The 12825-nt window shown below is 40.6% G+C and carries 14 protein-coding genes; 13 read left to right on the forward strand and 1 reads right to left on the reverse strand.

What is annotated here, in order from left to right:
• Positions 1–10 precede the first annotated feature (10 nt).
• Positions 11–1267 carry a hypothetical protein gene (locus tag NRE15_RS12400; RefSeq protein WP_313793197.1) on the forward strand — a complete coding sequence of 419 codons (1257 nt, stop codon included), beginning with the start codon at positions 11–13 and terminating at the stop codon, positions 1265–1267.
• A gap of 323 nt (positions 1268–1590) precedes the next feature.
• Here NRE15_RS12400 and NRE15_RS12405 read toward each other — a convergent pair whose 3' ends face one another.
• The gene (locus tag NRE15_RS12405) at positions 1591–1725 is read right to left on the reverse strand and encodes a hypothetical protein (RefSeq protein ID WP_313793198.1); all 135 of its coding nucleotides are present in this window, start codon (positions 1723–1725) and stop codon (positions 1591–1593) included.
• Positions 1726–1928: 203 nt separating this feature from the next.
• On the opposite strand from NRE15_RS12405, the gene NRE15_RS12410 reads away from it, so the two are divergent.
• The 12 genes from NRE15_RS12410 to tnpC all read left to right on the forward strand — a co-directional run bounded on the left by NRE15_RS12410 (position 1929) and on the right by tnpC (position 12434).
• Entirely contained in the window at positions 1929–2615 is a 687-nt protein-coding gene (locus NRE15_RS12410; protein ID WP_313793199.1) for a hypothetical protein, read from the forward strand.
• 47 nt (positions 2616–2662) lie between these two features.
• Entirely contained in the window at positions 2663–3238 is a 576-nt protein-coding gene (locus NRE15_RS12415; protein ID WP_313793200.1) for a PepSY domain-containing protein, read from the forward strand.
• 378 nt (positions 3239–3616) lie between these two features.
• Positions 3617–4117, forward strand: coding sequence for a manganese efflux pump (locus NRE15_RS12420; RefSeq protein ID WP_313793201.1), 501 nt, complete (start codon positions 3617–3619; stop codon positions 4115–4117).
• Positions 4118–4150: 33 nt separating this feature from the next.
• The gene (locus tag NRE15_RS12425) at positions 4151–4360 is read left to right on the forward strand and encodes a C4-dicarboxylate ABC transporter (protein WP_313793202.1); all 210 of its coding nucleotides are present in this window, start codon (positions 4151–4153) and stop codon (positions 4358–4360) included.
• Positions 4361–4537: 177 nt separating this feature from the next.
• Positions 4538–4744, forward strand: coding sequence for a C4-dicarboxylate ABC transporter (locus NRE15_RS12430; RefSeq protein WP_313793203.1), 207 nt, complete (start codon positions 4538–4540; stop codon positions 4742–4744).
• Positions 4745–4774: 30 nt separating this feature from the next.
• Complete coding sequence (locus NRE15_RS12435; protein ID WP_313793204.1) at positions 4775–4978, forward strand: DUF308 domain-containing protein; 204 nt, start codon at positions 4775–4777, stop codon at positions 4976–4978.
• A 130-nt stretch (positions 4979–5108) separates the two neighbouring features.
• Complete coding sequence (locus tag NRE15_RS12440; protein WP_313793205.1) at positions 5109–5678, forward strand: TetR/AcrR family transcriptional regulator C-terminal domain-containing protein; 570 nt, start codon at positions 5109–5111, stop codon at positions 5676–5678.
• Between the two features lie 189 nt (positions 5679–5867).
• On the forward strand, positions 5868–6404 hold the full coding sequence (locus tag NRE15_RS12445; RefSeq protein ID WP_313793206.1) for a QueT transporter family protein: 537 nt from the start codon (positions 5868–5870) through the stop codon (positions 6402–6404).
• Between the two features lie 1212 nt (positions 6405–7616).
• A complete protein-coding gene (gene coaBC / locus NRE15_RS12450; RefSeq protein WP_313793207.1) occupies positions 7617–8837 on the forward strand; it encodes a bifunctional phosphopantothenoylcysteine decarboxylase/phosphopantothenate--cysteine ligase CoaBC in 1221 nt (406 codons plus the stop codon).
• A gap of 54 nt (positions 8838–8891) precedes the next feature.
• On the forward strand, positions 8892–9953 hold the full coding sequence (locus tag NRE15_RS12455) for a PTS sugar transporter subunit IIC (protein ID WP_313793208.1): 1062 nt from the start codon (positions 8892–8894) through the stop codon (positions 9951–9953).
• Between the two features lie 412 nt (positions 9954–10365).
• The gene (tnpB, locus tag NRE15_RS12460) at positions 10366–10710 is read left to right on the forward strand and encodes an IS66 family insertion sequence element accessory protein TnpB (RefSeq protein ID WP_313792953.1); all 345 of its coding nucleotides are present in this window, start codon (positions 10366–10368) and stop codon (positions 10708–10710) included.
• Between the two features lie 68 nt (positions 10711–10778).
• Positions 10779–12434: an IS66 family transposase gene (tnpC, locus tag NRE15_RS12465; RefSeq protein WP_313792952.1), complete on the forward strand. Its 1656-nt coding sequence runs from the start codon at positions 10779–10781 to the stop codon at positions 12432–12434.
• The last annotated feature ends 391 nt before the right edge of the window (positions 12435–12825 follow it).

Below are 12825 nucleotides of genomic sequence, written 5' to 3' on the forward strand. Positions count from 1 at the left end.
GGAATTGACGATGAATTCAAACTATAAAAAATCCTTAATTGCAGCCGCGGCCATGCTCAGTTTAACTTATGTTTTTAGTCCGGTCGTACAAGCGCAAAATACGTTCACAGAAGAAGGCACAACCCTCGTCTTAAATGGAGAACCGCTTGATACGAGTTCAAGTCAAATCCCGACGGTTTCCTATACTATCGTAGAAGGTGAAAAACCCTCTGATCGAATTCAACTGGATGAAGCCACGATTTACAGTGACCAGTTGACACCTGCGACACAAAATTTCGATGCTTATTTTACCAATGACAAAGTTGATTTACAAACCTTTAGAGATAAATCGACTTTCTTGCAATACTACTGGTCGTATGGGGATGGCAGTCAAGAAATAATCGCACCAATAAATGTCACTGCCGATCTCATTGGTGATTTTACGATTGTTGATTTACTCCAATCACAAGCCTCTGATTTACAGCATAAAGTCAATTATGATTTTGTGTATGATTTTACTGATGATTTGACCGAATTATATTATTTGAATGAAGGCCTACCTAACGAAGTATTAGCCGATGCTAAAGCGGATGTGATTCGTGCGGAAGATATTTTTTCCTATACCAGTGAAGCGGATACGGATTATGCCGCGGCTTCTGAGTTAATGGATCAAATTTATGCCAACTACCAAGTGCTAGAAAATCGTTACAACAATGGCTTTCCAGAATATGCTAGTATTAGTTATTCATTAACGGATGATGTTGAATACGCCGACCAAGCTCAAGCTAATATGGATCTGGCCCAAGAAGTCGTTGCCACTTTGCCTGAAGCCATTACATCCCGAATATCCAATTTTTACGGAGCACCTGCTAGTTATTTCTCAGGCATCGCCCCTGGTTTTGATATCCATGGTTATGCGACGCATAACAATGAAATCTTTTTAATTGATTCTGACCCAGTTGATAATGGGTTGGTTTATCATGAAATTGGTCATATCTTCGATTTCCAATCCTATGCTTATTTAGATTTATCTTTAGAAGAATATATGAGTTTTTCAAATTCACCTGAATGGTTAGCGATTTTAGATGCCGAATGGCAAGGGGATGACGATTACTATTACAAAACCGCCATTGAATCCTTTGCCCAAGGTTTTGCTGGTTATGTGTTACAAGAAATTGAAGGAACCCAATTAAGTGACTTAGGTTATGTTGACACGGATATTGCTGACCGGCCAATGACCTTTGAATATTTTGAAAACTTATTTGCTGAATTGGATATTGAGTTATAGTCAAATAACTATCTGCACTAAAAAATCCGAGCGCCAAACGCTCGGATTTTTGATTAAATATATAGTTAATTATCATTTTTTAACGCTTAATAGCGAGATACAGCATATTTCAGCATATGGATCACCTTAACCTTTCGTTTGATTTGATGGGGTTAAATACAATCCACTTCACTCCTTTTCGAAAGATATAGATCGCCATGATTACATGACGGGGTCGGCCTATTTAAAACTCACAAGTAATAGGCGTTTGCGGCTAACTGTAAAAATCAAAAAGTCATCGCCTCCTAAAATTAGTTCTCGCTTAAACATAAATAAAGACAGTCTTAGATAGAAACCTTATCCAAGACTGCCCACATATGTTTAATATTAACCTGCTTTAACCAAGCAGGGATAAAGATGGATGCTAATGAGCGCATAAAATAAGGTTGTTTGACTGTGTTGTTAGACAAAATCAGCATGAACAATTCCCCCTTTTACCATCTTCACTATCATTATATCTAAACTCAGTTTGAATGTAAAATTAAATCTTAATCTTTTTGGCAAAGATATTTATTGTAAAAGGGGTCTTTTTGAAGTAGAAGTTGCATATCTTTTGAGTTTGAAAACGCCTTATTTTATAATAAAAACAGAAGTAAATTTATTACAAAGGAGCACATATAACATGGTTAAACGATTTGTATATGGTGTTTATGACTCAACGGATGAAGCTAAGAAGGTATATGATGCGTTAATCCAAAAGGGAATTCCAACCTCAGCGGTTAATATAGTTGCGGATGAAGCAGTCATTGATGCCTTTAATGAACAAGCCCAAAACACAGATAACGAGCCTACGGATGTAACGGTTAATGTAGCGCCAACCGTAGACACGCCAGATCCCATCACTGTCGCTAGTCATTTGGCTACACCTTTCCGCAAATTCCATCCAGAGGATCCAGCGGATAGTCAGTTTGCTAAAGAAGTCTATTTAAATTCGTACAAAGATGATATTAAGGCTGGAAAAGTGTTAGTCGTTGTTGACCAAGCCTTTGAGGCCGAAACGATCGCCCTCGATACGACGGAGTTGTTTGCGTCAGATAGCCCCCTAGTCGATGATTTACAGGCAGAAGCGTTGGAAAAACGGGAGACATCAGATGATCCGAATAATCAAAAGCGTCCTTTTGTTGATTTATCGCGGTCTAAAGTCTCGGATGATACGATTGATACGATTTCTAAAGGCGAAGCTTATGGTCATGCAGGGAAAAAATACGACAAACGTAAAAATTCCACCGCCCATACAGTGTCTACCCGCGGAGCCAATTTTGTGAAAGAAACCAAGGAAGTTCGTTACGATAAACCCGACCCAGAATAATTTTTAACTAAATATCGCTGATTTAAATTTTATAGGAGTGAATTCTTTTGAAGAAAACAATGAAACAAAGCCTTTTGTTAAGCATGAGTGTGTTAACGTTAGGTGCCGTTTTTCCAACAAGTGTGCTTGCCCAAACGGAGTCATCGGAGGTTGTTTCTGAGCATGAAATGGCTGTGAGTGATTTACAAAGTGCCCTTGACTTAGCCTTAGAGTTATTCTTTGAACAAGTGCCTGATATCGGCGTGACGTATATTGATATTGATTTGAAGGAGGATGGCTCGTATAAAATTGATTTGCAGGGCTATAATGCTGAAGGTGAATATGACTATGAATTACGTGTTGCAGGCGAAGAGATTTCAGATGAAGAATTTGACTTTGATGATGACGATGACGATGATGATGAGATTTTGGATTTAGACAATTATTTGAGTATCGATGAAATTACTCAGATAGCTTTAGATACAATAGGCTCAGGTAAGGTGACCGACTGGACGCTCGAATATGACGATGACAGACCAGAGTGGCATTTAGAACTGGATGAGGTCAACGGCGACGATGACGATGTCGAAATCACCCTCCATGCTGAAACTGGTGAAGTCCTTGAGCTTGACGATGATGATTAATTAATCAAACAAGCTAAACCACCCGTAAGTGAGAATTAACCATCTCGATACGGGTGGTTTTTTTGTGCGTTGGAGCGTGATTAATAGTAATGATAACGCTTACATAATTTTAAAAATGTATTCAAATTGTCTACAATTTCAAACCTGTGTTTAAATTGGCAGACACATTGCCCAAAGTGTCGTCGACATCATTCAAACAAGGCTTTTTGTATCTTAACACAGGAGATATTTATTTGTAAAATAAGGGTAACAGTTAAGTAATAAACAAAAAACTGTTGGCAATAGTCAAAATAAGAAAGGGGGGAACAAATCAATGGAGTAAATTTAATTAGAGGAATCATTTTAACCGTTGCGATGTGTATGGATACCTTTATTTTAATGACAAAAGAGGGATCCTTGCTCGCGCAGGTTAGCCGGCGACAAATTCTAGCAATTGGTATTGGATTAGGTGCCTGGCAGGGGTTAGTATTAATGATTAGCTATTATTTAACATCATTTTTTATTGATCATCATGCCCCGATTATTTATCGATTAACCAATGAACCTTATTTGATTGTTATGCTCTTATTATTTGGTCTCGCTCTTTATCTTATTTATAAGGGTCAAAAAGAAAAAGGCGTTCAAATTGAACGCAGTCGTCCCATAACCGGTTCACAAATTATTAAGTATGGGATGGAAACAAATATTGATTCCATTGTCGTTGGTGTTTGTCTGGCAATCTTAAATCTCAGCGTTAGGCCATTTGTGTTACTTATAATCATCATTAATGTGATAGCTGTCGCAATAGGCGTTTATGTTGGTCGTCATTTTGGTTATGAACACGCAGACAAGTTTTATACCGTTGCAGGTGTTTCGTTTATTTTAATTGCTATTTTTTAAACTTAAAAACTTACTTAAAAGAAAGGAAAATTTATGATGGAAATTTCAGAACAAGCAGGTAAATGGTTAGGTTGGATTGGTATTATTGTTGGGGTTATCGGATTTTTCTGGCAACCTGTATGGATGGGTATTATCGCCATCGTTTTAGGAGTGATTGGCTTATTTTCTGAACAAAAAACATTAAACTGGGTAGCTATTGCCATCGGTGCCGTTGTTTTAATCTACGCTCTTTTTATAAAGTAGCTTAAGGCATCATCAACTGAATGCAGATCAGTAAAGGGGGAACCGTTCGATGCGAAAATCTAAAACACCTGGACAATGGATAGGTTTGATTGGAGTCTTTTTTGCAATTTTCACCTTGATCTTTGCCATATTTTTTAGAAAAAATGACAACTCACGAATTTAGAAAGGATGATAAAAATGGAAATTTCAGAACAAGCAGGTAAATGGTTAGGTTGGATTGGTATTATTGTTGGGGTTATCGGCTTCTTCTGGCAACCTGTATGGATGGGTATTATCGCCATCGTTTTAGGAGTGATTGGTTTATTTTCTGAACAAAAAACATTAAACTGGGCCGCTATTATTGTCGGAGCTGTCGTTTTAATTTATCACTTCTTTATCAAATAACGTCATAATCTTTTGAAAGGAGATTAAATCATGGAAATTTCAGAAACAACAGGACAATGGTTAGGTTGGATTGGTATTATTGTAGGTATTATCGGCTTCTTCTGGCAACCTGTATGGATGGGTATTATCGCCATCGTTTTAGGTATTATCGGACTTTTCTCCGATCAAAAAACCTTGAATTGGATAGCTATTATCGTCGGGGCAGCTGTTCTACTTTACGCCTTCCTATTTTAATCAATCAAAAAATTCGCGGCTATTTACGTGTGCTATTAGCGTAAATAGCCGTTTTTTTGTATAAAAAGAGTGGCAACCTGTCTATTAAATCGTTAAAATAGTGATAGAGGAATAGATAGGAGGGGGTCCATTGAGTGAAGAGCATAAAAGTACACAAGACTTGTTAGTTGATAGCTTTAAATCCTTACTATTAGAAAAACCATTTGAAAAAATAAATATCAAACAGATAACCGATAAAGCTGGGGTTATTCGACCAACTTTCTATAACCACTTTCGAGATAAAAATGAAGTTTTTGAATATATATTGGACGAAGAATTATTTGATCCATTGCAACAATTATTAGAAATCGGGATGGTTGATGCGGGATTATCAATGTTATTTATTTATTTTGAAAAAAATCGGGCGTTTTATGCCAAGGCATTTGAGACGACCGGTCAAAATTCTTTTTCAGACGTCTTATCTGAAAAATTACAAACATTTTTTATGGCCAATATGAAAGACTACTCTCTGCGTGAGATTGAAGATGTTTCGATTTTAACCATGGAGAATATTGCTCGGTATTATGCATACAGTACAGCTTTGATTATTGAACTTTGGATTACCAACCCTGATACGAAGGGGAAAGATGTGAATGAAGTGGTCACCAGTTATAAATACCTGATGACCCACTCGATTTTTGATATTATTGAAAAGAAGTAACTTGAGAAGACTGAAATTATTATTTATTTTTGCGGGAGTGTGATATTTATTTATCACGCTTTTTTACTTGCATTTGGTTTTCACTATGTTAGAATAGCAATGTTATTCATGTGATGAGTGAATGGCACTACGGCACTTCTGTCCTTTGGTCGTAGTTATTACTAGGGGAACCTACAAAGGAGAATGAATATGAATCATCAAACAACTTCGTCCAGCCGTACAACTGGATTGGTTAAAGCTGCCTTAGTGGCCGCCTTGTACGTGGTCTTAACCGTTATGGTTGCACCAATCGCCTATGGCGCATTACAAATGCGGGTGTCAGAAATACTGAATTACTTGGGTTTATACAACCGCCGCTATATTTACGCAGTCACATTAGGCGTTTTTATCGCCAACATCTTTTCAAGTGCTGGTGCCGTTGATATGGTCATTGGAACGGCCTCCACCTTTGTCTTTTTATGGCTTGGCCGCTGGGCTGGCGATAAATTTGTCGCGCTGAACAAAGGCCGCCTAAAACGCGATCCTATGATTTACAAATATGTGATTATGTTGATTAGTTTCGTCCTTCAAATGCTACCCATCGCCTACATGCTGGTTTACATCCTGCAATTTGAAGAAGCCTTCTGGGTGACCTACCTCTACCTGGCCCTTAGCGAAGCCATTATTATGGCGGTCGGCGCCTTTATCATGTACCCCATTTCCAAACGAATCAACTTCTACGAATAAATATCACTGCAACCAACTAAGTCTTGCTGCTTAGTTGGTTTTTTTTGTGGGCGAAGCTTGTGCTTTTCCTTGCTTGTAAGTGGGAAGTGAAGAACCGTCATTCTCACTTACGTGGACGCACACATATTGGAGCAGTTGTTGTGAGCGTGATGGGGAGCGCACACATATTCGGGGTAAGCAGGAAATGTATTACCGTAAAATAGGCTACGATTAGCTTTACTTAACGTCCGCTCACTTTCCCGCTTACCCTCGCTTCGTGCCCGAAGGCGAAGACCGACATTTCAATTCACCGATTCACATCATAGTCCACGAAGGCTGAAGCGAAACTTTTTTATAACGCGCCTCCACTTCCTGCGCCCCATCCGCCACTCAAGTTATTTAAAGGCGGATTGGCCGACCCATCCGTGTAATTGAAAATGAACGAGCGGTTGTTTGTCATGCATCAACTTGATAAAACGCGGATTCTCTTCGATGAATCATCTCAGTTTGAAATATTTGTAGGAATTTCTAGGTTAAAATAATTTATCTGGACACTGTTAAGAGAGCAATAGCCAGAATAAGCATTTGCCTAATAATTATTGTGAATTTCTTCGATAGGTGGACTATCATAGATTGGCGGTCACTTACTTCCCACTTATAACTGAGTGACAATGGGACGGTTTATTGTCATGAGAGAAAATCTGAGTGACAATGTGACGGCTTATTGTCATGGGGAAATAACTGAGTGACAATGGGGCGGCTTATTGTCATGGGGAAATAACTGAGTGACAATGGGGTACCTATTGTCATGGGGTAAGCGGGAAGTGAAAGATCGTCAATTTAACAAGTCGACTTTTTCTCCCATCCGCCTCTCGGGCTTCCCTCTGGCGGTTTGGAAGAGCCATCCGCCTCTCAGGCTTCCCTCTGGCGGTTGGGAGGTAAGCTGGAAGTGAACGAACGTTAAATAAAGCTAATCTGTCATTTGCGCGAGTAGCAGAAGACAGAATAACCTGATTATGCCCAAAATCCTTGTAAAAAAGTAAGTGACAAATGAGAAAACGTTATTGTCATACAGAAAAATCTGAGTGACAATGGTGCGGGTCATAAGGTCATGTATAAAAAGCTATCTCGCACCCACCAACCTCTACAATTCCTCTTCAAGCAAAACATTGCAGAAACAGGGTGAAAACGGTTAGAATAGAACTATAGTGGAACACCATAAGGAGGTATACCATGTTACGCGATAAACATATAGGGATATTTATTACAGGGGGGATTGCTAGTTATAAAATTCCTGAACTGGCTCGGCAACTGATTAAAAAAGGTGCGATGGTTAGAGTTGTGATGTCGAAGGCGGCAACTGAATTCATCACGCCGTTGACGATGCAGATTTTAACGAAACAGGCGGTCTTAGTTGATGTGTTTGATGAAAAAAATCCTGCGTCAGTGCAACACGTTGAAATGGCGGATTGGGTGGATATGGCGGTGGTGGTGCCGGCTACTGCTAATATTATCGCCAAGATGGCCAATGGGATTGCTGACGAAATTGTTTCGACGACTTTACTTGCCGTAAACAAACCGCGCCTTATTGTGCCGGCGATGAATACCAAAATGTATGATAATCCCGCGACGCAAAATAATTTAGAAACGCTGGCAGGATACGGGGATTATATTATGGAACCCGAGACGGGGTTTTTGGCTGAAGGATATGAAGGAAAAGGGCGTTTGCCTGAATTAGGCTCGATTGTTCAAATGATTGAGTTTCTGATGGCTAAGCATAGCTACCCACAACTTCTAGCGAACAAAAAAGTGGTGATTAGTGCGGGGGCAACTAAGGAACGGATTGATCCGGTGCGTTATATCACTAACGACTCTTCTGGTAAAATGGGTTATGCGATGGCAACGGCGGCTACCTGGCTGGGCGCTGACGTCACACTCGTTTCCAGTACCCAGCGCTTAACCGCACCGATTAACACACACGTCATCCCGTTTGAAAATGCCCTTGAATTGCAAACGGCGATGGAAACAGAGGCTAAGCAAGCCGATTATGTGATGATGGTAGCTGCCGTGAGCGATTATCGAGTGGCGCATCCTCAGGAGCAAAAAATTAAGAAACAACATCATCAAAGCAATCAATTAACGCTTGAGCTTATCGAAAATCCAGATATTTTGAAAGGCTTAGCTGCCCAGAAAAACCAGCAGATTATGATTGGCTTTGCTGCAGAAACGGAAAATCTCATTGAGCACGCCCAAGCCAAACTCCAGCGCAAAAAAGTTGATTGGATTATCGCTAACCAAGTGGGCAAAAACCACCAAACCGGCTTTAATACTGACGATAACCAAGTTACACTGCTGTCTGCCAACGGCGAGCGTTTTCCTCTACCCCTCATGTCGAAGTTAGAAACCGCGCTTGCAGCGTGGCAAATTATTGCACAAACCCCTTTAAATAAATAACCCTGCTGCTCGGCAGAGGTATTTATTAAAAAGAAAAAGAAAGCAGGAGTGAAAATGGGTCAAAAGCAAACGGAAACTGTGCAGTCGTTTTTGATGAAGGTGATGAATGGCCTCGGGACGGGGACGGTGATTGTCGTGTTGCCGACGGGGCTGTTTGGTCAACTGTTTCAGGCACTGCAACAGCAATACCCAATAATGCAACAGTTTTATACCGCAACGCAAATGGTCAGTTCGTTGATGGGGATGGTTAGTGGCGTCATCATTGGTTTGTTATTTGGCTTCTCGTCGCTTGAGGCTGTTTCGGTTGGCTTGGCGGTGATTTTTGCGGGTGGGGCGGTTCAACTGCGTGACGGTGTGATTGCTATGCAAGGTATGGGCGATATTATTGTCATGGCGATTACCGCAAGTATTGCCGTTGTGTTGGTGAAGTTAGTTAGTCATCGCCTTAAGGCGTATCAGCTATTGCTATTACCATCTATTATTTTGTTTGTGGCTGGAGGGATTGGAGCGCTGATGTACCCCACTGTGAGTCAACTGACGACCGCGATTGGGTCGGCCATTCAATACATGTTAAATTTACAGCCGTTTGTGATGGCGATGTTGATTGCGGCGGCTTTTGCTCTGTTGATTATTTCACCGATTACTTCTGCGGGCGTGGCACTTACGATTGGGATTACGGGTCTAGGCGCAGGTATTGCGGCCGTTGGGATTAGCGCCGCCGGCATCGGCTTGGCTTTGGCGGGTCGGCGTGTGAATCCAATCGGGACGTCGATTGCGCTCATTATCGGCTCGCCTAAATTGGCGTTGGCAAATTTTCTTAGAAAGCCCTTGATGTTTTTGCCGATGCTACTCAGTGCGGCTGTCAGTGGCTTGGTGGGACTTTATTTAAATGTTCAAGGCAATTCGATGAGTGCTGGTTTTGGCTTGAGTGGTTTGTTAGGCCCCATCACGCATTTGAATCTTTCGCCCACCGGTTGGTCGTTGGATCAGTTGTTAGTGACATTCATCGCGTTTTTTGTTGTGCCTTCTGTGAGTAATTGGGTCTTCCTCTATTTGTGCAGAGATGTCTGGCATTTGGTGACGGATGAAGATTACCGGATTCAACCGGTGGGGTAGTTCGGATGGGAGAGTTTGCTTGGGGGAAATGTACTTGTGGCGCTATTACTGAGCGGTTTGGGGCTGCCATCCGCCTCACAAGTCTCTCTCTGGCGGTTTGGGGCTGCCATCCGCCACTCAAGCCGCTCTCTGGCGGTTTGGACTTGCCATCCGCCACTCAAGGTAAGTGGGAAGTGACGGACCATCAGCTTAAGATTGCTTGCTAAATGAGGATTAAAGCCATTCTGTCCTTTTTGTGTTCATTTTTGGACAGAATAAAGCCATTCTGTCCTTTTTGTGTTCATTTTTGGACAGAATAAAGCCATTCTGTCCTTTTTGTGTTCATTTTTGGTACGCGCCTAATAATGAGGTATCTTCTTAAAATTATCCTAGTTTAGTATGATGAAATCATCAACAATAAGGAGCGATGATAATGATCGATTTTACTGTACCAGAAACACTTTACTTGATGCCTCAATTCTCTCCAGGAAACCAAGCACTTCAACGACTCTTAGCCTTGATTCAATCGAGTGCCGTTTTTGTACGCGATAAGTCAGCTGCTTATCTATTTTGTAATAGTAAGAAAAAGGTCTTACGAATTATCTATTGGGATGGTCAGCGTTTTATTGAGCTGATTTATCGTATAGATGGCGGCGTCTTCCAATGGCCAACGACAGAACCAAAATTTATGGAAATTTCTCTCTTTCAAATCGAACGATTATTACGTGGAGATAGCTTGAATCCACCGCTAAAATCTTCTTTTATTTTCAACGATTAATCGCTATATTTACTAGTAAATATACCATGAATATGGTACAATAAACTTAGTGAAAAGAGGTGATATTCATGACAAAAGAAGAATTAGAAATCTTAGAAAAAAATAAAATTATTGAAGAACAAGCCTTGGAAATTAAACATCTCCAACAAGACTTAAAAGTAGCCAATGATAAGACCGATGCGTTAGCCCTTCAATTAGAAGAAATGACACAAAAAATGTTACACTTCCAAAAATTATTGTTTGGCCGTAAGAAAGAAACACATGTTCCTAATGGACAGGCCGCTGCTGACACGGGTGAGGCAACGAACGGATCATCAGGTGACACGAGTTCTAACGAGTCAGATGATGAAAAAAAAACAAAAGTAAAAGGCTACACCCGCCGAAAAAAATCCGTCGGAAGAAAAACTGAGATTCTAGATCAATATCCTCAAAAGGATATCAATTATTATTTATCTGAAGAGGAACAGGTGTGTCGTGATTGTCATCATTCTCTATCGTACGTCGGGTTAGCGAGTATCACGCGTGAACTCAAATTTATCCCAGCTACTTTAGAATGTATTAATCATCGTCAACACAGCTATAAATGCGACCACTGCTCGTCTCAAAAAGATACCGATCAATTTGTTAAATCGAAATTACCCGCGCAACCCTTTAAGAATAGTTTTGGTTCTGCTTCGATGATTGCCGAAACTGTTTATCAAAAATATGAACTTAAGGTACCCGCTCACCGCCAAGAACAACACTGGCGTAAATTAGGGTTCCCTTTATCCCGCACATCTATTTGTCGGTGGCATATTGATGCCAGCAAATATTATTTAGGGTTTATTTTCCAAGCCTTTCATGCGGAACTTCAAAAACAAGATATTGTTCATGCGGATGAAACTACTTATCGTGTCCTTGAAAGCAAGAAGAGCCGAACGTATTACTGGGTGCTTCACAGTTCAAAACACGTGGAAAATAAAGTCATTTGTTTTTCACATCACGATGGGCGTAGTGGCAACTTGTTTAAAGATGTCATTGGCAATTTCCACGGGACCATCCACTGTGATATGTATGTGGTCTATCGAAATGCGAGTGACTCCTCTGACGACCTCGAACTCGCTGCTTGTTGGGCACATTTACGGCGAAAATTTCACGAAGCCAATGTGGTTATCAAGGGACAAGGGGAGACGCCGGTTAGCGAAATCATGGAAATGATTAATAAAATCTTTGAAAAAGAGCGTGAATGGGCGTCATTATCGATTGTGGATCGACTTAAAAAGAGACAGAGGATTCTCAAAAAATTATTTAATGAGCTATTCACTTTTATCGACCAATGTGCCGCTAATGGTAATCCCATTGGTAAATTTAGTGAAGCGCTTGTCTATGCCCAAAATCATCGGACACGATTCTATACGGTTCTAAACGATGGACGTCTAGAGTTAAGTAATAACGCTGCTGAACGCGCCATACGAACTGTGGTCATGGGGAGAAAGAACTATCCATTTGCGGCGACTTTTGATGGTGCCCAAGCGGGGGCTGTTCTTCTCTCACTGATTGAAACGGCTAAGCTGCATCGCGTGGATGGGAAGCAATATATTGAATACTTACTTACCCATCTACCGAACATCATCGATATAACAAACGCAGATTTAAGCCGCTATCTGCCTTGGACCGATGAGATCCAAGAAGCGTGTGGGCTTAAAAAGGTAATTGGTGATGCTGGTTATAACAAAGCAGCCTGATATCAAACCACCTAACCCAGATTGTTTATCTGTCTGGGTTAGTTTAGCATGTCCACTTTTTTATTCATAGATACCTCACTATTAGGCGCGTACCATTTTTGGACAGAATAACGCTATTCTGTCCTTTTTTTGCTTATTTTTGGACAGAATAATCTAACCTATCTATTTTAACTCATTTGTGTTTAATGTCATTGGGGAAATTTGAGTGACAATGGGCGGGTTTATAGAGAGGGATGGGGGTTTCGCCACCTAATTAAGAATCATCTTGTTCTTATACTTCCCACTTAATATCCCAACCTCCTCCAACCCAACCCCCTCAACCCCCACCCCTTCAACCCCACCTTTAACAATTTTTATACGTCTTCACGCCTTAATCATGCTATAATTAGAC

Source organism: Fundicoccus culcitae, from assembly GCF_024661895.1.
GTDB classification, from domain to species: domain Bacteria; phylum Bacillota; class Bacilli; order Lactobacillales; family Aerococcaceae; genus Fundicoccus_A; species Fundicoccus_A culcitae.